This window comes from Gordonia sp. IITR100 (assembly GCF_002009645.1).
GTDB classification, from domain to species: Bacteria; Actinomycetota; Actinomycetes; order Mycobacteriales; family Mycobacteriaceae; genus Gordonia; species Gordonia hongkongensis.
This window is the reverse complement of record NZ_MVKV01000010.1, coordinates 13957-33925: the sequence shown is the minus strand read 5'-3', so window position 1 is coordinate 33925 and position 19969 is coordinate 13957. Positions and strand designations below refer to the sequence as shown.

The following is a 19969-nucleotide window of genomic DNA, read 5'->3' as shown; positions in this document are numbered from 1 at the left end:
GCCGGAGCTTGCGGCGGGCGCGGCCAACCCCCGCTCCCTGAGGAGCGCCCGGAGCTTGCGGAGGGCGCGGCCGACCCCCGCTCCCTGAGGAGCGCCCGGAGCTTGCGGAGGGCGCGGCCGACCCCCGCTCCCTGAGGAGCGCCCGGAGCTTGCGGAGGGCGCGGCCGACCCCCGCTCCCTGAGGAGCGCCCGGAGCTTGCGGAGGGCGCGGCCGACCCCCGCTCCCTGAGGAGCGCCCGGAGCTTGCGGAGGGCGCGGCCGACCCCCGCTCCCTGAGGAGCGCCCGGAGCTTGCGGAGGGCGCGTCACGAAGGGTCTTCGCAACCCGTCTCGCCAAGACCCTTCGTGACGGCCTCCGCAAGCTCCGGCCTCCTCAGGGAGCAGTAATTGGGCCGCTCCGATCACAACGAGTGCTTTCGCAGTAACCGGGTCGGCAGGTCGCATCAACCGGGAGCGGAGCGGGGATCGCGCGCCCTCAGCCGGCCGGCAGATCCGCGAGGGCGTCGGGGAGGTCGTCCCGATGGACGACGACGAGTCGCTGGGTCGCCCGGGTGAGGGCGACGTACAGGTCGCTGAGCCCGCGTGGTGACTGGTCGATGATCGCAGCGGGCTCGACGACGATGGTCGTGTCGAACTCCAGGCCCTTACAGCTCCGCACCGTGTACACCCGGGGTGGCTCCCGGTCGGGGAGCGTGAAGCAATCCGGCGCCAGCGCCGCGTCGATCGCGTCGTGCAGGTGATCGGGGACCACGACGGCGGTGAGGCCGTCGGGTTCGGCGAGCCCGACGGCTCGGAGGACGGCGTCGGCGATGCTCCGCGGGGAGTCGTTGTCCGCCCGCAGCGCCACCGGCTCGATCCCGTTGCTGCGCAACGAGGTCGGGGCCTTCTCGCCGTTGCCGATCTCGTCGAGGACGCGCGCGGCGTACTCCATGATCTCGCTCGGGGTCCGGTAGTTGACCGACAGCTCTTTGAACTGCCAGCGCTTCGCGACATACGGCTCCAGGACCTCGGCCCACGAGCGCGTGCCCGCCTCGTCGGATGTCTGAGCGGTGTCGCCGATGATCGTCATCCACCGATTCGGGATGCGTCGCATCACCATCCGCCAGGACATGGGGGAGAGCTCTTGGGCCTCGTCGACGATGACGTGGCCGAACGTCCAGGTGCGGTCGCCGTAGGCACGTTCGGCCGTCGTGGCGCGTCGTGTCTCGGTCTGGCGGGACGCGAGCTGTTCTGCGTCGATCAGGTCGTAGGCCATCAGGATCTCGGGATCGAGTTCGTCCTCGAGGTCCTGCGGCGCCGAGCCGGTCAGGATGTCCAGTGCGTCCTGCGCCTCGGCCAACTGGCGACGCCAGCGTGCGCGTTCGGCCCGCTCCGCGTCCTCGGTGCCGTAACCGATCAGCTCGGCGAGTTCGTCCAGCAATGGGACGTCGGCAGGCGAGAAGTCCGCGCCCGACGTCGTGGCAGGGCGCGACGGACGGTGCAGCGCCGCACGATCGGCGTCCGTCCAACCCGGGGTGGCCTTGCGGATCGCGCGTTCGTCGCCGAGCAGGTCGCGAAGCAGGGCCTGCGGGGTCAGCGTCGGCCAGTACCGCAGCAACGCGGCACGGATGTCGGGATCGCGGCTCATGTCGTCGCGGATGTCGGCGATGTCGGCGGGGCTGAGCAACTGCGAACCGTCGAGCAGGCTCGATCCGATGGCCGCCGCGTGCCGCGCCGCGAGTTCGGCGAGTCCCGCCTTCAGGAAGGCGTTCTGCGAGAGATTGTGGGCGCGTCGAGTCGCGCGGGCCTTGGCGCGCGCGGCCTTGACCAGGGCCGAGTCGATCTCGACGGTGTAGCTGTCGAAATCGACTGCCTCGGGCCGGGACGGCAGCGACTGTTGGGCACGCACCGCCCGCTTGAGGACGTCGACCATGCGCAGTCCGCCCTTGACCGCGGCGGTCGTCCGCGGGTCGGCGGTGCCCGCGCGGACGCCGGGGAACAGGTCCCCGATGGTCGAGAGGAGCACGCCGGACTCGCCCAGCGAGGGCAGCACCTGGCCGATGTAGTTCAGGAAGTCGTCGTTGGGTCCGATGATGAGAATGCCGCTGCGCGAGAGGTTCTCGCGATGTGTGTAGAGCAGGTAGGCGGCTCGGTGCAGCGCCACGGCGGTCTTGCCGGTTCCGGGGCCGCCCTGGATGACGGTGACCCCGCGATGCGTCGACCGGATGATCAGGTCCTGCTCGCGCTGGATCGTCTCGACGATGTCGGTCATCTCGCCGGTGCGGGCGGCGTTGAGGGCCGCGACAAGAGCCGACTCGTTGACGACGTCGCCGTGTCCGAAGTCGTCGAGCAGCGCATCGCCTGCGGTCAGGGACTCATCGCTCACCCCGCGGACCTTGCGGCTGCGGGTCCGGATATGGCGACGGCGCGCGACGTCCTCGGGCGCGGCGGGCGTCGCCAGATAGAACGGCCGGGCCAGCGGCGCGCGCCAGTCCAGCAGCAGGGTGGCGTCGGTGGCGGTGGCGTCGAGTTCGCCGTCGTCGGCGAAACCGTCGTCGAGGACACCGATGCGTCCGATGCGCCGGATCTCGCCGTCCTCGAGGTCGAGACGACCGAAATACAGATTGTGTTCGGCGGCATCGAATTTGGCGAGATCCTCGTTGTACATCCGCTCGTAGGACTCGCGTTCGGACAGCGCCTGCGGTGTGCCGCCGCGTTCGGAGAGCGTCGACGACAACCGACGCTGGGTGGTCCGACGCATCCGGTCCAGCCTGCCGTACACGCGGTCGAGGTGCCGTTGTTCCTCGTCCACGCGGGGGTCGGCGTCCGGCGAGAGGGCGGTCATCGGCCGTCCCCGATCGACAGCGGTGCGCGGGACCCGTGGGACCGGGCCAGTCCGGCGGCCCGGATGCGGGCGGTCATCGCGCGGGGGTCGGCGGACAAGCGGCGGCAGACCTGTGACGCCGGGTCGGCGAGTGTCTCGTCGTCGAGTCGGCGGGACAGCCACTCGAGAACGTCGGTCTGTGCGCCGAAGGGGACGGGGTCACCGGTGACCGGGTCGGCGAGGACGCCGTGCCGGGACACGTACAGGTCGAAGGTCGCAGGCGGGGTCCACTCGTCCGGAAGGAGGGGAGAGGGACGGCCGAGAACGGGGTGGTCGCGCGTAGTCACTGTCTGTCGATCATAGTTGGGTTCGGTGGCGTCGAGAGCATCGATGTGGGTGGGACCCAGCCAGGCCGCGGTCGTCGTGATCGCGCCCTCACCTGCGAGGATCGGTGCGGCCGGAATGTATCCCCGGGCCGCTACATGGGCGGAATGGCCGACTGTGATGTTCGTGACGCGGACCGTGCGGAGGCAGATCCGGTCCGTCGACGGAACGTGGGCGAGCTTGCGACGGAGAACGTCGGGGGCGGCATTCGACCCGACCGCTACCACGAGCCGCGAGCCCACCGACGGGACCGTCCCGAACGGCGGACCCGCGAGCGTCATCTCGTGCAGCGAGGCCTCTCTCAGCCCCGCGGACGCGGGCACCCAGGGATAATCCTCTGGCGGGTGCACCGCGTCCGTGGTCGTGAGATCGGTTGTGCTCAGGGTCGTGCTCGTATCTGTTGCTCGTGCGCGTGGAGACCCCGAGGGATCAGCGACGTGCCTTGCGCAGACGCTTGCGACTCTGCTCGGCGGAGTCCTCGGCAGCTGCGGCGAGCTGGCGTGCGGTCTCGGCGAGCTCGGCCGACCGTGCGCGGGCGACGTCGGCGAGTTCGGCGGACCGATCGCGTGCCACGTCGGCGAACTCCGGTGCGCGCTTGCGGGCGGTGTCGGCGAGATCGGACGCGCGGTCGCGGGCCGAATCGGCGATCTTCGGAGCCTTCTTCTTCGCCTGCTTCTGCGCCTTCGCGGCCTGCTTCTGAGCCTTCTCGGCTCGCTTCTGCGCTTCCTTCACGAGCTTCGGGCCCCGCTTGCGCGCGGTCTCGGCGAGATCAGACGAACGCGCGAGCGCCGTGTCGGCGAGCTCCGACGACCGGTGGAGAGCCGCGTCGGCGACGACCGGAGCGCGGTCCTTGATGCGATCCGCGACATCGGAGGCGGTCTCGGCGGCCTTGCCGGCCAGCTCGAGGGAGCGCTTCTGCGCGGCCTCGGCAATCTCGGGTGCGTGCTCGCGGAACTTCGCCGCGGCGTCGGCGGACCGCTCGGAGACGATCTCGGCGCCGTCGTGGGTGCGCTCGACGAGGTGCTCCCAGGTCGACGACCCGGCGGCGGCACCGATCGGCAGCGCCGCGGCCACAGCGGATGCCTTCTGACGGCCGCGCCACGCGAGCGACGGCTTGCCCTCGGTGTCGACCGCCGCCAACAGGACTCCGCCGAGCAGGCCGACGTTCTTGATGAACGCGTTGCGCTGGGCTTCCTTCTTGACCGGGTCGGCCTCGTTCCAGAAGTCGGTGCCCGCTGCCGTCGTCGGGATCAGGGTGCCGGCCAGGACGACGGACGCCACGCGCGGGAACTTGCCGGTGGCGAGCAGGATTCCGCCGCCGATCTGGGCGGCGGCGTTGATCTGCACCAGGGTCTCGGTGTTCTCCGGGATCCGGCCGGCCACCTCGGGCGGGAGCGACGACCGGGCCTTGTCCACGACCGGCTCGGCGGACTGCGCGATCGGTTTGGGGCTCCGGATGGCGTCCACGCCGCTGGCGACGAACGCCGAGGCGAGGAGCGGACGGGCTATACGGCGGAGAATCATCGGTCACAACCTTCTTCAGTCGGGTTTGGCTATCGAGATCCGTCGGGTGAAGCGCGTTTCTGGCCCGTTCAACGCTACCCTGTCGCAACGAATCTGCAGGTCACTCGGCGTGCCGTGACCGGTTTGCGTACCTACGGGCATCGCGGGTCACGACTCGCCGAACGATCCGAGGAACAGGTAACCGCCCGCGACGGCGACCAAACACTCGGGAGTCGACCGGCGTCGCCAGCTTCCGGATCACCAGCGGCGCTCACGCCATTCGGGTAGTGACCCGCGCTCGGCGCCCAGAGTGGTGTCCTTGCCGTGGCCGGGGTAAACGATGGTCGAGTCGTCGAAGCGGTCGAACAGCTTCGTCGAGACGTCCGTGAGGAGGGTGTCGAAGTCCTCCGGCTTCCAGGTCTTGCCGATCCCGCCGGGGAAGAGGCAGTCACCGGTGAAGAGGTGCACGGTTCGCTCGCCGCTGTCGTCGACGTCGGTGAGCGCGAGAGCGATCGATCCCGGGGTGTGCCCGACGAGGTGGATGGCCTCGAAACTGAGGTCGCCGACCTCGAGGACGTCACCGTCGTCGACGAGGCGGTCGGGGGTGACGGGCAGTTCATCGGCGTCGAGGCGCCCCGCCGCGGTCGGCACCCCGGTGGACTCGGTGACGGCGGCCAGGGCCTGCCAGTGATCGAAATGCTGGTGCGTCGTGAAGATGAGCTTCGGCGTTCCCTCGACGGCCGACAAGACCTCGGTGATCGTCTCCGCGTCGTTGGCCGCGTCGATGATCAGCTGATCGCCCGTCGCACGCGAGGTCACCAGGTAGACGTTGTTGTCCATCGGGCCGACGGACAGCTTGACGATGGTGGCCGACGACAGCGTGCGGCGCTGTGGGGTCTTCGACTCGGAGAGGTCGCCGGTGTAGTCGTCGCTGATCGGTGTCGCTGGGGAGGTCATGCCGACAGGCTATGACAGCGGGCAGCCGGAATGTGACGGTCGCGACCATGAAACCCGGCGTGGCGCGCGTATCCTGGACCATCGGTTCGGCGATGACACGCGGGCGGCGAGACCGATCGCCCGGTCGTCGGACTCCGAATCTCCCCGGGGCGAGTGCATGGCGACGTTTTTGTCGGTGGCCGTCGGTACTGTGCCCGTGCGCCGTCTGTGCGCCCTGTGACTCGAGAATGTAAGGACTGCAGTGGTTGATCGTCTGATCGTCCGAGGTGCCCGCGAACACAATCTGCGCGGCATCGATGTCGACCTGCCCCGGGACAGCCTCATCGTCTTCACGGGGTTGTCGGGATCGGGCAAGTCATCCCTCGCCTTCGACACGATCTTCGCGGAGGGGCAGCGGCGCTACGTGGAGTCACTGTCCGCCTATGCGAGGCAGTTCCTCGGGCAGATGGACAAGCCGGATGTGGACTTCATCGAGGGCCTCTCGCCCGCGGTGTCCATCGATCAGAAGTCGACCAACCGCAATCCCCGGTCGACCGTCGGCACCATCACCGAGGTCTACGACTACCTCCGTCTCCTCTACGCCCGCGCCGGCAAGGCGCACTGCCCGATCTGCGGCGAGCCCATCGCCAAGCAGACACCCCAGCAGATCGTGGATCAGGTGCTCGCGATGGACGAGGGCACGCGCTTCCAGGTGCTCGCGCCGGTCGTGCGTACCCGCAAGGGAGAGTTCGTCGACCTCTTCGCCGAGCTCCAGACCCAGGGCTTCTCCCGCGCCCGCATCGACGGCGTCGTCCATCAGCTGACCGATCCGCCGAAGCTGAAGAAACAGGAGAAGCACGACATCGAGGTGGTCGTCGACCGCCTGGTCGTCAAGGCCAGCGCCAAGCAGCGCCTGACGGATTCGGTCGAGACCGGTCTGCGTCTGGCCGACGGCATCATCGTGCTCGACTTCGTCGACCTCGAGGAGGACGACCCGGAACGCGAGCGCCGCTTCTCGGAGCGGATGGCCTGCCCGAATGCGCATCCGATCGCGATCGACGACCTCGAACCGCGGTCGTTCTCGTTCAACTCGCCGTACGGCGCATGCCCGGAATGCGACGGGCTCGGCATCCGCAAGGAGGTCGACGAGGAGCTCGTCGTGCCCGACCCGGAGATGTCGCTCGCCGAGGGTGCCATCGCGCCGTGGTCGACCGGGCACAACGCCGATTACTTCCTCCGGTTGATGTCCGGTCTGGCCGATCAGATGAAGTTCGACATCAACACGCCCTGGAAGAAGCTGCCGATCAAGGCGCGCAGGGCCCTGCTCAACGGCAGCGACCACCAGGTCCACGTCAAGTTCCGCAACCGGTACGGCCGCACCCGCTCGTACTACACCGAGTTCGAGGGCGTGCTCTCGTTCCTCGCGCGCCGCATGGACCAGACCGAGTCCGAGCAGATGAAGGAGCGGTACGAGGGCTACATGCGGGACGTGCCGTGTCCTGCCTGTCAGGGTGCGCGCCTGCGCCCGGAGATCCTCGCCGTCACGCTCGACCACCCGGAGTTCGGGCCGAAGTCGATCGCCGAGGTGTGCGCCCTGTCGGTCGCCGATTGCGCCGACTTCCTCGACCAACTGCGGCTCGACTCCCGGCAGGCCGCGATCGCGGGACGGGTCCTCAAGGAGGTCCAGGCCCGCATCCGCTTCCTGCTCGACGTCGGACTCGAGTACCTGTCGCTCGAGCGCGCCGCGGGTTCGTTGTCGGGCGGTGAGGCGCAGCGCATCCGCCTGGCCACCCAGATCGGTTCGGGTCTCGCGGGCGTCCTCTATGTTCTCGACGAGCCGTCGATCGGTCTGCACCAGCGCGACAACCGCCGACTCATCGACACGTTGACGCGGCTTCGGGATCTGGGCAACACACTGATCGTCGTCGAACACGACGAGGACACCATCCGCGCCGCCGATTGGATCGTCGACATCGGGCCCCGTGCCGGGGAGCACGGCGGGCACGTGGTGCACAGCGGCAGTTACAAGGACCTGCTGAAGAACCGGAAGTCGCTGACCGGTGCTTACCTCGCCGGTCGCGACACCCTGCCGGTGCCGGACATCCGGCGGCCGATCGATCGCAAGCGCCAGCTGACGGTCGTCGGCGCACGGGAACACAATCTCCGTGGCATTGACGTGTCGTTCCCGCTCGGCGTGATGACCGCGGTCACCGGTGTCTCGGGGTCGGGCAAGTCGACGCTCGTCAACGACATCCTGGCCACCGTGCTCGCCAACAAGCTCAACGGCGCGCGTCAGGTGCCCGGGCGTCACACCCGCATCAAGGGCCTGGACAACCTGGACAAGCTCGTGCAGGTCGACCAGTCGCCGATCGGGCGCACCCCGCGGTCGAACCCGGCCACCTACACCGGTGTCTTCGACAAGATCCGCACGTTGTTCGCGGCGACGACCGAGGCGAAGGTCCGCGGCTATCAACCGGGGCGGTTCTCGTTCAACGTCAAGGGCGGCCGCTGCGAGGCGTGCACCGGTGAGGGCACGATCAAGATCGAGATGAACTTCCTGCCGGACGTGTACGTCCCGTGCGAGGTCTGTCACGGCGCGCGGTACAACCGCGAGACCCTCGAGGTGCACTACAAGGGCAAGACCATCTCCGAGGTGCTCGACATGCCGATCGAGGAGGCCGCCGACTTCTTCGAGCCCGTCACCTCGATCCATCGCTACCTGAAGACACTTGTCGACGTCGGTCTGGGCTATGTCCGGCTCGGGCAGCCGGCGCCGACGCTGTCCGGCGGTGAGGCACAGCGCGTGAAGCTGGCGGCTGAATTGCAGAAGCGGTCGATGGGCCGGACGGTCTACATCCTCGACGAGCCGACCACCGGTCTGCACTTCGAGGACATCAAGAAGCTGCTCGCCGTGATCAACGGCCTGGTCGACAAGGGCAACACGGTCATCGTGATCGAGCACAACCTCGATGTCATCAAGACCGCCGACTGGGTCATCGACATGGGACCCGAGGGTGGCGCGGGTGGTGGAACCGTGGTCGGCGAAGGTACTCCGGAGGACATCGCCGCGACTCCGGGCAGTCACACCGGCAAATTCCTGGCCGAGATCGTCGACATCGACCACGCGGTGGCGTCGGTGGGCTGAGCCACCGAACGCGAATCGCCACTTCCGTTGCAGGAGCGCCGGTTACCGCGGCAGACGTCAACGGGAGTGGCGATTTGCGTGTTCTGAGGGGGAATGCGCGGCGGGGGAGTGCGCTACGAACCCATCGACTTGCGGATCTCCTCGAGTCGCTTCTTCGCGGCCTCGTCGCGTTTGCGCATCATCTCGTCGACGGACTGGCCTTCGGCGCTCGCCTCCGCCAGCTCCTGCGACCCGATCGCGGTGGTGATGCGGTTCTCGATCTTGTCGCGCACGAAGTCGAAGGTCGGGACGCCGCTGTCGGAGTAATCCGGATCGGGAACCGCTCCGGGCACCGGGCCGGTCGGCACGATCTCCGCATCGATGATCTCGTCGGACCGTCCGGGCTCCTCGGCATTCGTCATGGGTCCAGCGTAGGCCCTCCGCTGGTCGAGCAGCGCCGGCCGAGCGGAGCGAGGCCGCCGCGTGTCGAGGCCACTACCGCCGAGGCGCGCGAACCGGGCCGGTGTACTTCTCGCCCGGGCCCTCGCCGGGCTCGTCCGGGTATGCACTGGCCTCCCGGAACGCCAGCTGCAGCCCTTTGAGGCCGTCGCGGATGGGCGCGGCGTGGATGCCGAGATCGGCTTTCGACGCGTCGACGATGCCGGCCAGGGCGGTGATCAGGGTGCGGGCCTCGGGCAGGTCGATCCGGTCGGCCGGGGTCCCCTCGGCCAGGCCGAGCTTCTCGGCCGCCGCGCTCATCAGCATGACGATGGATCGGGTGATGACCTCGATGGCCGGAATATCGCCCAGGTCACGGACGTTGTCGGGATCGGTGTGCGCCGCATCTCCCAGGTCGGCGCCATCGCCCGTCGCACCCTCCGGGGGTAACGGTGCAGGTGACGAATAGGAGTTCTCGGCCATGGCTGTTAGACTCCCATAGCACGACCGCCCTGGTATGCGCCGGGGTCGTAAGTGGAGTTCCGCTCCCACCGTTCGACGCGAGGTTCTCGCAGTTGCACGGTCCGGTTCACGCCGATCGTCGCAGATCGCATCTCTCGATGCTGAGCTGCATGTCGTCGGCAGCGTGTGTCAGCACTGGCACGCGTGGACGAACCGGTCGGTATCGGAGCCCCGCGGACATCAGTCCCGGGGCTTCCTTGCTGAGGTGTCCCGCAGGTTCTCTTGCATACGTCCCTCGCCACGACGCGACGGTTACCACTGCAGGATTGAACAAGGAGGCCCCATCAGCACTGAGACCCGCATCAACGAGCGCATCCGCGTCCCTGAGGTCCGACTCGTCGGACCCAACTCGGAGCAGGTGGGCATCGTGCGTGTTGAAGATGCGCTTCGCTTGGCCTACGAGGCCGATCTCGACCTGGTCGAGGTGGCCCCGGACGCCCGTCCGCCGGTCTGCAAGATCATGGACTACGGCAAGTTCAAGTACGAAGCGGCCCAGAAGCAGCGCGAATCGCGTCGCAACCAGCAGATGACCGTCATCAAGGAGCAGAAGCTCCGTCCCAAGATCGACGACCACGATTACGAGACCAAGAAGGGTCACGTCATCCGGTTCCTCGAAGCGGGATCCAAGGTGAAGGTCACCATCATGTTCCGCGGCCGCGAGCAGTCCCGCCCCGAGCTCGGCTACCGACTGTTGCAGCGCCTGGGCAACGATGTCGCCGACTACGGCTTCGTCGAGACCTCGGCCAAGCAGGACGGCCGCAACATGACGATGGTCCTCGCGCCGCACAAGGGTGCGAAGACCCGCCAGAAGGCGCAAGAGAGCCGTGAGCGTTCCGGTGGCCCGAAGGCCGCCCCAGACGCGAGCTGATCCGCGAGAACTGAGCGGACGAGAACTGAGTCGATCGGCCGGACGAGAGTCCGAACCGCTCCGGCCGAGATCACGACACGCGAACACGGGTACACACCGGACCTCGCCGGGTCCGGTGCCCGAGTTCGCCCGAGAGAAGGAAGAACATGCCGAAGAGCAAGACCCACAAGGGCACCGCGAAGCGCTTCAAGGTGACCGGCAGCGGAAAGATCGTCCGCCAGAAGGCCAACCGCCGCCACCTGCTCGAGCACAAGTCGTCTCGGCGCACCCGTCGTCTCGACGGCACCACCGTCGTCAGCGAGAACGACGCCCCGCGCATCAAGCGACTGCTCAACCGCTGACGCCAGCGACCCCAGACATCTGACAAGCAAAAGGATCTAACACATGGCACGCGTGAAAAGGGCCGTCAACGCCCAGAAGAAGCGTCGGTCCACCCTCGAGGCCTCGAAGGGCTACCGCGGACAGCGGTCGCGCCTCTACCGCAAGGCGAAGGAGCAGCAGCTCCACTCGCTGAACTACGCCTACCGCGACCGTCGCGCGCGCAAGGGTGAGTTCCGCAAGCTGTGGATCTCGCGTATCAACGCCGCGGCCCGCGCCAACGACATCACCTACAACCGACTCATCCAGGGCCTCAAGGCCGCGGGTGTCGAGGTCGACCGCAAGGTGCTCGCCGACATCGCCGTGACCGATCCCGAGGCCTTCACCGGTCTGGTCGAGGTCGCCCGCAAGGCACTGCCGGCCGACGTCAACGCGCCGGCTGCCTGATTGCGCACCAGCACCCACGACCCGCGAGTCGCGCGGAAGAACCTCCGATGACGGAGGTCCTGTCCGAGCGATCCTCGCGGGTCGTGTCGTATGCGAAGCTTCATCGCGCGGCCGAGCGGCGCGACCAGGGTCGCTTCGTCGCCGAAGGTGCCAATGCCGTCGCCTCGGCGCTGGCCGTCGGACGGGCCGAGGCGGTCCTGGTCGCTGACGACGAGCAGTTCCGTCATCGCGATCTCGCCGAGACCGCCGCGGCGGCTGGCGTCCCGGTGTCGGTGATCACCGGCCGCGCCGCGTCGAAGCTGGCCGAGACGTCCACGCCCGCGGGCATCTTCGCGATCTGCCCGTTGCTCGACGTGCCGCTCGACGCCGTCCTCACCGCCGGGCCGCGACTCCTCGCGATCGCGGTCGAGCCGCGGGAGCCCGGGAACGCGGGCACGCTCATCCGCTGCGCCGACGCGATGGGCGCCGACGCGGTGATCCTGCTCGGTGATGCCGTCGACCCCCACAACGGCAAGTGCGTCCGTGCGAGCGCGGGAAGCGTGTTCACGGTGCCCGTGGTGCGTGAGCGCGCCGTCGACGACGCCCTCGACGCCATCCGGGGGTCCGGCATCAGCCTGTTGGCGACCGCGGCCGATGGCGAGGTCGCCCTGGACGCGGCGGGCGACATCCTCTCCGGCCGCGTCGCATGGCTCTTCGGCAACGAGGCGCACGGCCTGTCGGTCGAGGTGCAGCGGTCCGCCGACCACCGCGTGTCCATCCCCATCCGTGGCCGCGCCGAGAGCCTGAATGTCGCTGCCGCGGCGGCCATCTGTCTGTACGAGAGCGCCCGTGTCCACGGCGCGGCGGGTCGCGTCTGACCGCTGTCCGAGCCGGCCGGTAGGGTCGGCGATCGTGTCAGAAACTGTGTCACCCGACTCCGCGCCCGAACCCGCACCCGCGACCCCCGGCTCGCCGGCCGCGGCACCCCAGACGGTGCCCGCGCCCGATCCCGCGGTCGTGAACTCCCGCATCGCGTCGGCGATCGCGACCGAACTCGGGGTGGGCGCCGGTCAGGTGCGATCGGCGATCGAGTTGCTCGACGGCGGATCGACGGTTCCGTTCGTCGCCCGATACCGCAAGGAGGCCACCGACGGCCTCGACGACGCGCAGCTGCGTACCCTCGACGAGCGTCTCGGTTACCTGCGCGACCTCGAGGCCCGACGCCAGGCCGTCCGCGAATCCATCGCCGCGCAGGGCAAACTCGACGCCGCACTCGATGCGCGCATCCTCGAGGCCGACACCAAGGCGCGCCTGGAGGACATCTACCTGCCCTACAAGCCGAAGCGCCGCACCAAGGCCCAGATCGCACGCGAGGCCGGACACGAGCCGGTGGCCGATGCACTGCTCTCGGACCCGACGACGGACCCGGCGACCTTCACCGCCGAGCAGCTCGACGGCGCCCGCGCGATCGCCGTCGAGCGGTTCGCCGAAGACGCCGACCTCGTCGGCGAACTCCGTGAGCTGATGTGGCAGACCGGAGTGTTGCGCACAACGGTTCGGGACGGCAAGGAGTCGGCCGGCGCCAAGTTCGCCGACTATTTCGAGTTCTCCGAGCCGTTCACCTCGCTGCCGTCGCACCGGGTGCTGGCCGTGCTGCGCGGCGAGCGCGAGGAGATCCTGTCGGTCACCCTCGACGCCGATCCGGCAGCGGCCGACCGGCCCGCCGGCCCCGGACCGTACGAGCAGCGGATCGCCGCCCGGTTCGGCATCGCCGATCAAGGGCGTCCGGCCGACCGCTGGCTCACCGACACGGTGCGCTGGGCATGGCGTACCAAGCTGTTCGTCGGGCTGTCCCTCGACGTCCGGATGCGGCTGCGTCAGGCCGCCGAGGCCGACGCGGTGGCGGTGTTCGCGACGAACCTCAAGGACCTCCTGCTGGCCGCGCCCGCCGGGTCCCGTACGACGATGGGGCTCGACCCCGGTCTGCGCACCGGCGTGAAGGTCGCAGTGGTGAACGCGACCGGCAGGGTCGTCGACCACGCGACGATCTATCCGCACGAGCCCCGGCGCGACAAGTCCGGTTCGCTCGCCGTGCTCGGCGCACTCGTCGAGAAGCACGGCGTCGAACTCATTGCCATCGGCAACGGCACCGCCTCACGCGAGACCGATGCGCTCGCCGGCGAACTCCTGTCGGCGATCAAGGAGGCCGGCAAGAAGCCGCCGACGAGCGTCGTCGTGTCCGAGGCGGGTGCCTCGGTCTACTCGGCGTCGGCGTACGCGTCGAAGGAATTGCCGGACCTCGACGTCTCCATCCGCGGCGCGGTCTCGATCGCCCGCCGGTTGCAGGATCCGCTCGCCGAGCTCGTGAAGATCGATCCGAAGTCGATCGGCGTGGGGCAGTACCAGCACGACATCTCCGAGACCCTGCTCGCGCGCTCACTCGGGGCGGTCGTCGAAGACGCGGTGAACGCGGTCGGCGTCGACGTGAACACCGCGTCGGTGCCGCTGCTGTCCCGCGTGTCCGGCATCACCGCGGGCCTCGCGGAATCGATTGTCGCGCACCGTGACACCAATGGCGCGTTCCGGGATCGCAAGCAGATCACCGCGGTGCCCAGGCTCGGCCCCAAGGCATTCGAGCAGTGCGCCGGCTTCCTGCGCATCGCCGAGGGCGACAATCCGCTCGACGCGTCGAGCGTGCACCCGGAGGCGTACCCGGTCGTCACGCGCATCCTCGACAAGGTGGGCACCGATGTCCGGTCGCTGATCGGCGACACCGCGACCCTCACCAAGTTGCGACCCGAGGAGTTCGTCGACGAGACGTTCGGTCGTCCGACCGTGGTCGACATCATCGCCGAACTCGACAAGCCCGGGCGCGACCCGCGGCCGGAGTTCAAGACCGCGACGTTTGCCACGGGCATCGAGAAGGTCTCCGACCTGACCCCGGGGATGGTCCTCGAAGGTCAGGTCACCAATGTGGCCGCCTTCGGCGCGTTCGTCGACGTCGGCGTGCACCAGGACGGCCTCGTCCATGTCTCGGCGATGGCACACCGCTTCGTCTCCGATCCCCACGAGGTCGTCAAGTCCGGCGACATCGTGAAGGTCAAGGTCATGGACGTCGACATCGACCGCAAACGCATCGGGTTGTCGCTGCGGCTCGACGACGAACCGGGCAGTGACGGCAAACCCTCCCGCGCGCCGCGCGGGCAGGGGCGGGAGGACAGTGCTCGTGGCGGCGGCAATCAGCCGCGGAGGAACGATCAGCGTGGCGGCGGACGGGGCAACCCGGGCGGCCAGGGCCGGGGCGCTCAGGGACAGGGCAACCGAGGCGGGAACCGGAACGATCGACGCCCGGCACCCAGCGGGGCGATGGCCGACGCGCTCAAGCGAGCCGGCTTCGGCAAGTAGGGTCGCGGCCCGGGCGGGCCGGTTGTGTGTTCGCGGGTGCGGGGATTGCCGACCCCGAGCGAGTAGTTTTCCTCAGGCCGTGCCGGTCGCCGCGGCCGAGACTCGACGCCATGCCCAGCATCGTCTCGCGACGGTCGGCGTCGACCGGCCTGCCCACGCCCCGTGAACTCTCCGCCCTCACCGGGGACCGCGACCGCGTCATCGACCTGATCCGCATCATGTCGCTGGCGGTCGTGGTCGCCGGCCACTCGATCATGCTCACCGTCGAGGCGACCGACGATTCGATTCATCTCGGCAACACACTCGGCGACGTGCCCGCTCTGCAGCCGGCAACCTGGCTGCTGCAGGTGCTGCCGCTGTTCTTCTTCGCCGGTGCCGCCGCGGCGACCCGCGGCTGGACCTCGCGCGGCGACGGTGCCACACCGACCGCCGGGCAGTGGCTCGTCGCCCGGACACAACGGTTGATGCGCCCGGTGTTCTGGTACCTCGGGGCCGTCGCGGCCGTGTATGCCGTCCTGTCCGGTACCGGTGCCACGGTGGCGGCCGACGTGGTCGCGCGTCTCGGGGTGCAGTTGCTGTGGTTCCTCGGCGCCTACCTGCTCGTGCTGGCGGTGGTCCCGTTCCTGCAGCGCCTCCGGTCCGTCGGTGGTGTGCTGGCCGCCCTGGCGGTGTGTTGGGGGAGCACGGCGATCGTCGACGCCGTCCGACTGACGGACGGCCCCGCAGCGCTCGGCTACCTGAACTTCCTCGCCGTGTGGACGATCCCCGCGGTCCTCGGGGTCGCGTACGCCAAGAAGATCCTGCGGCCCGGGCTCGCCGTCCTCGCGGCCGCCGGTGCGCTGGCAGCCGACCTCGTCCTCGTCACGTGGGGACCCTACGAGGTCTCCCTCGTGACGGTTCCGGGCCAGCACCTGTCCAACATAAGTCCGCCGAGCCTGCTGCTCGCCGGCCACGCGATCGTGTTGTGCGCGGGCGCGATCGCGGTGCGCCGATTCCTCGCGGTCGTGGCCGACCGTCCGCGCGTCTGGTGGTGGGTGGTGCTGGGCAACCGGGGCGCGATGACGCTGTATCTCTGGCATCTGCCGGTGCTCGCGGCGATCATCGGTCTGTGCGCCGCGGCCGGCATCGACCGCGGCGACGTCGGCGCGGCGTCCTTCCCGATGATCGTCGGGGCGCAGACCGTGTTGCTCCTCGCGGGCATGGTCCCGGTGGTCGCGATCCTGTCCCCACTCGAGAACCGGTCCCTGCCGTGGTGGGACGAACCGGTCGCCCGGCGCAGCGGACCGGTGCGGAACGCGGCCCTGCTGACGGCGCTGGCCGGGCTCGGCGTGGCAGTGCTGATGCTCGCGCGCGGCGGTCTGACCGGCGACGGTGTGTGGTGGCTGATCATGGGCCTTGCCTGTGCCACCTGCTCGCGTTGCCTCGCGGTTCCCGCCGGTCGTCCGACGGCAGCGCCAGGGCTTCCCGGTGACGACGCCTCCCTGCAGGTCAGCGCCCCGCGGTAGTCGACTACCCTCGACGGGAGTCATCGTCGGCGCCGGAGGTGTCCGCCGGCCCGTTGGGTCGGCGTGCACAGCGCGACGACGATGCCGACCATCCATCGATCGACGCACGAGGAGCACGCCCACCGTGGCCACTTCCGCCGACGCAACGGCATTCCCGGGACCCGACGACCTCGAGGCGGCCGCGACGTCGGCCATCGAGGACTTCGAGGCGGCGGCCGACCTCGATCAGCTCGCCGCGGCCAAGTCGGCGCACCTCGGTGATCGCTCGCCGATCGCACTCGCCCGGCGCGCGCTTGGTTCCCTCCCCAAAGAGGAGCGTTCCGAAGCCGGCAAGCTGGTCAACCAGGTGCGCGGCCGGGTGTCGGCGGCCCTGGAGGCGCGCACCGCCGTCCTCGACGCCGAACGGGACGCGGCGGTCCTCGTCGCCGAATCGATCGACGTGACCCTGCCGAGCGGCCGGCGTCCGGTGGGTGCGCGACATCCCATCACCGTCATCGCCGAGCAGGTGGCCGACGTGTTCGTCGGTATGGGCTGGGAGATCGCGGAGGGCCCGGAGGTCGAAACCGAGCACTACAATTTCGACGCGCTCAACTTCTTGCCCGACCACCCCGCCCGGTCGATGCAGGACACCTTCTACATCGCGCCCGAGGGATCGCGGCAGGTCCTGCGGACGCACACCTCGCCGGTGCAGGTGCGCTCGATGCTGAGCCGCGACCTGCCCATCTACGTGGCGTGCCCGGGCCGGACGTTCCGGACCGACGAGCTCGATGCCACCCACACCCCGGTCTTCCATCAGATCGAGGGACTCGCCGTCGACAAGGGACTCACACTGGCGAACCTGCGGGGCACCCTGGAGACCTTCGCGCGGGCACTCTTCGGCCCGGAGACGACGACCCGCATGCGGGCGAGCTACTTCCCGTTCACCGAACCCTCCGCCGAGGTCGACGTGTGGTTCCCCGCCAAGAAGGGCGGACCCGGCTGGGTCGAGTGGGGCGGCTGCGGCATGGTCAACCCGAATGTGTTGCGCGCCAGCGGTATCGACCCGGATGTGTACTCCGGATTCGCGTTCGGGATGGGCCTGGAACGCACCCTGCAGTTCCGCAACGACATCTCCGACATGCGGGACATGGTCGAGGGGGACATCCGGTTCACCCTCCCGTTCGGTCCGGCCGCCTGACCGGCACCGCGCAGATCCCGCCCCGACGACTCCTCACGACGCGACGAAAGTAGTTGATACACAGTGCGTGCACCACAGTCCTGGTACACCGAGGTCCTCCGCGCCGGCGACCCGCAGTGGTCGGCGACCACCGATGAGATCGACGCCGGTTTCGTCCGTGTCGGGTTCGAGATCGAGGACATCGAGGCGTTCCCGGAGATCACCGGACCGCTGGTGATCGGTCGCGTGGAGACGATCGAGGAGCTCACCGAGTTCAAGAAGCCGATCCGGTTCTGCACGGTCGCCGTCGGTGAGGACGAGCCCCGCGGAATCGTCTGTGGTGCACGCAACTTCACCGAGGGTGACCTGATAGTCGCCGCGCTGCCGGGGGTCGTGCTCCCCGGTCCCTTCGAGATCGCCTCGCGCAAGACCTACGGCCGGGTGTCCGACGGCATGATCTGCTCGGTCTCCGAGCTGGGTATCGGCACCGATCACAGCGGCATCCTCGTGCTCGCGCCCGGGACCGCCGAACCGGGCGCGGACGCCCGCGAGGTGCTGGGACTCGCCGACGCGGCGATCGACGTCAACGTCACCCCCGACCGCGGCTACGCGTTCTCGGTTCGCGGCCTGGGCCGCGAGCTCGCGGGCAGCTTCGGGGTCCCGTTCGTCGATCCCGGACTCCGGGCCGCGGACCTGGCGGACGACGGGTCGGCCCCGGCGTGGCCGGTCGCCATCGACGAGAACTCCGGCGCGACGCGTTACACCGCTCGGGTCATCACCGGTGTGGACCCGACCGCGATCTCCCCGTGGTGGATGCAGAAGCGGCTCATGGTCGCCGGTATCCGCCCCATCTCCGCGATCGTCGACATCACCAACTACGTCATGATCGAACTCGGTCAGCCGCTGCACGCCTTCGACGCCGACCGTGTCACTGGAGCCGTCACGGTCCGGTCGGCCCAGCCGGGGGAGAAGCTCACCACCCTCGACGACACCGTTCGCGTCCTCGACCCCGAGGATGTGCTGATCGCCGACGAGACCGGACCGATCGCCCTCGCCGGTGTCATGGGCGGCGCGAGCACCGAGGTGGGTCCCGAGACGACGACGGTGCTGCTGGAGTCGGCGACCTTCGATCCGGTTCGGGTCTTCCGCACCGCGAAGCGCCACAAGCTGACCTCCGAGGCCAGCAAGCGGTTCGAGCGGATCGTCGACCCCGAGATCACCGCGGTGGCCTCCGACCGCGCCGCCCGGCTGATCGTCGAGATCGCCGGCGGACGCATCGCCTCACCGCTGTCCGAGACCCATGTCCAGACCCCGATCCGGTCGACCATCGCCATCGCTGCCGACGAACCGGACCGGGTCGCGGGCGTCAGCTATCCGCCGGGAACCACCCTGACGCGGCTGACCGAGGTCGGTTGCGTGGTGACCGGGACCGACGAGCTGGACGTGTTCCCGCCCTCGTGGCGACCCGATCTGCGGCAACGCGCCGACCTGGTCGAGGAGGTCCTGCGTCTGGAGGGCTTGGAGGACATCCCCGCCGTGGTTCCGCGCGCGCCCGGCGGCACCGGACTCACCCCGGTTCAGCGACGCAGGCGCAGCGTGGGACGCACCCTCGCGCTCGACGGCTACGTCGAGGTCCTGCCGTATCCGTTCATGCCGGCCGGCGTGTTCGACCTCTGGGACCTGCCCGCCGACGATGAGCGCCGGCGCACCGTGAAGGTCCTCAACCCACTCGAATCCGATCGCCCCGAGCTCAACACGACGTTGCTCCCGGGTCTCCTCGAGATGGCGGCCCGCAACATCGCACGCGGTCAGCGGGATCTGTCGCTGTTCACCATCGGTCAGGTCGTCATCGCCGGCGATCACGTCGCCGCGGTGGACGCGCTCGACGTCACGCGCCGCCCGACCGACGAGGAGATCGCGGCGCTCGACGCCTCGCTGCCCCATCAGCCGCTGCACGTCGGCGTCGTCCTCACCGGACTGCGCGATCCCGCGGGCCCCTGGGGTCCGGGACGCGCCGCCGACCACCTCGATGCCTTCGAGGCGGCGCGCACGATCGGTCGCGCGGCGGGGGTGACCGTCGAGCTCACCGCCGACGATCAGCGCCCATGGCATCCCGGCCGCTGCGCGCGGCTGACGGTCGACGGCCGCACGGTCGGTTACGCCGGCGAACTCCACCCCGCGGTGCTCGAGCGGGCCCATCTGCCGAAGCGGACCTGCGCGGTGGAGATCGACATCGACGCACTGCCCTTGGACGCGCGACTCCCGGCGCCGTCGGTGTCGGTGTTCCCCGCGGTCCTGCAGGACGTCAACGTCGTCGTCGGAGGGGAGGTCCCGGCTGCGGACGTCCAGAAGGCGCTTCGTGAGGGGGCCGGCGACCTGCTCGAGGACATCGCACTGTTCGACGTCTTCACCGGTGAACAGGTCGGCGCGGGCAACAAATCGTTGACGTTCTCGCTGCGGTTCCGCGCCCCGGACCGTACCCTCACCGAGGACGAGGCCAACGAGGCCAAGCTGGCCGCCGTCGACGCAGCCGCAGCGCGGGTGGGGGCCCGTCTCCGCTGACCCCAACGGCGTGTCACCCC

General features: G+C 69.4%; 15 protein-coding genes. 9 read left to right on the top strand and 6 right to left on the bottom strand.

All coding sequences use genetic code 11. From position 1 onward, the window contains the following. Positions 1-474: 474 nt before the first annotated feature. From B1818_RS14880 to B1818_RS14865, 4 genes are all read right to left on the bottom strand, one after another. The gene (locus B1818_RS14880; RefSeq protein WP_078113165.1) at positions 475-2823 is read right to left on the bottom strand and encodes an AAA family ATPase; all 2349 of its coding nucleotides are present in this window, start codon (positions 2821-2823) and stop codon (positions 475-477) included. Continuing rightward, a complete protein-coding gene (locus B1818_RS14875; RefSeq protein ID WP_176455927.1) occupies positions 2820-3509 on the bottom strand; it encodes a hypothetical protein in 690 nt (229 codons plus the stop codon). Before B1818_RS14875 ends, B1818_RS14880 begins: the two co-directional genes overlap by 4 nt. Positions 3510-3615: 106 nt before the next feature. After that, on the bottom strand, positions 3616-4710 hold the full coding sequence (locus B1818_RS14870) for a DoxX family protein (protein ID WP_068971017.1): 1095 nt from the start codon (positions 4708-4710) through the stop codon (positions 3616-3618). A 237-nt stretch (positions 4711-4947) separates the two neighbouring features. Next, positions 4948-5646 (bottom strand): MBL fold metallo-hydrolase, encoded by a 699-nt coding sequence (locus B1818_RS14865; RefSeq protein WP_078113164.1) that lies wholly within the window; start codon positions 5644-5646, stop codon positions 4948-4950. A 241-nt stretch (positions 5647-5887) separates the two neighbouring features. On the opposite strand from B1818_RS14865, the gene uvrA reads away from it, so the two are divergent. Next, positions 5888-8770: an excinuclease ABC subunit UvrA gene (uvrA, locus tag B1818_RS14860; RefSeq protein ID WP_068971019.1), complete on the top strand. Its 2883-nt coding sequence runs from the start codon at positions 5888-5890 to the stop codon at positions 8768-8770. Positions 8771-8883: 113 nt separating this feature from the next. On the opposite strand, the gene B1818_RS14855 is transcribed toward uvrA, so the two are convergent. Both B1818_RS14855 and B1818_RS14850 read right to left on the bottom strand, forming a co-directional pair. Further along, a complete protein-coding gene (locus B1818_RS14855) occupies positions 8884-9171 on the bottom strand; it encodes a PspA domain-containing protein (protein ID WP_078113163.1) in 288 nt (95 codons plus the stop codon). A 73-nt stretch (positions 9172-9244) separates the two neighbouring features. After that, the gene (locus B1818_RS14850; RefSeq protein ID WP_058253854.1) at positions 9245-9670 is read right to left on the bottom strand and encodes a DUF1844 domain-containing protein; all 426 of its coding nucleotides are present in this window, start codon (positions 9668-9670) and stop codon (positions 9245-9247) included. Between the two features lie 265 nt (positions 9671-9935). Between B1818_RS14850 and infC the strand changes: the two genes are divergently transcribed. The 8 genes from infC (at position 9936) to pheT (ending at position 19949) form a co-directional block, all read left to right on the top strand. Next, positions 9936-10577: a translation initiation factor IF-3 gene (gene infC / locus B1818_RS14845; protein ID WP_162540013.1), complete on the top strand. Its 642-nt coding sequence runs from the start codon at positions 9936-9938 to the stop codon at positions 10575-10577. A gap of 146 nt (positions 10578-10723) precedes the next feature. Further along, positions 10724-10918 carry a 50S ribosomal protein L35 gene (gene rpmI / locus B1818_RS14840; protein ID WP_012834577.1) on the top strand — a complete coding sequence of 65 codons (195 nt, stop codon included), beginning with the start codon at positions 10724-10726 and terminating at the stop codon, positions 10916-10918. A gap of 43 nt (positions 10919-10961) precedes the next feature. Then, positions 10962-11342 (top strand): 50S ribosomal protein L20, encoded by a 381-nt coding sequence (gene rplT / locus B1818_RS14835; RefSeq protein WP_010844357.1) that lies wholly within the window; start codon positions 10962-10964, stop codon positions 11340-11342. A gap of 47 nt (positions 11343-11389) precedes the next feature. Further along, on the top strand, positions 11390-12199 hold the full coding sequence (locus tag B1818_RS14830) for an RNA methyltransferase (RefSeq protein WP_078113161.1): 810 nt from the start codon (positions 11390-11392) through the stop codon (positions 12197-12199). A 46-nt stretch (positions 12200-12245) separates the two neighbouring features. Further along, positions 12246-14726 carry a Tex family protein gene (locus B1818_RS14825; RefSeq protein ID WP_078113160.1) on the top strand — a complete coding sequence of 827 codons (2481 nt, stop codon included), beginning with the start codon at positions 12246-12248 and terminating at the stop codon, positions 14724-14726. A gap of 110 nt (positions 14727-14836) precedes the next feature. Further along, positions 14837-16231 carry an acyltransferase family protein gene (locus B1818_RS14820; RefSeq protein WP_078113159.1) on the top strand — a complete coding sequence of 465 codons (1395 nt, stop codon included), beginning with the start codon at positions 14837-14839 and terminating at the stop codon, positions 16229-16231. A 124-nt stretch (positions 16232-16355) separates the two neighbouring features. Then, the gene (gene pheS / locus B1818_RS14815; protein ID WP_078113158.1) at positions 16356-17408 is read left to right on the top strand and encodes a phenylalanine--tRNA ligase subunit alpha; all 1053 of its coding nucleotides are present in this window, start codon (positions 16356-16358) and stop codon (positions 17406-17408) included. A 63-nt stretch (positions 17409-17471) separates the two neighbouring features. Then, positions 17472-19949: a phenylalanine--tRNA ligase subunit beta gene (gene pheT / locus B1818_RS14810; protein WP_078113157.1), complete on the top strand. Its 2478-nt coding sequence runs from the start codon at positions 17472-17474 to the stop codon at positions 19947-19949. The last annotated feature ends 20 nt before the right edge of the window (positions 19950-19969 follow it).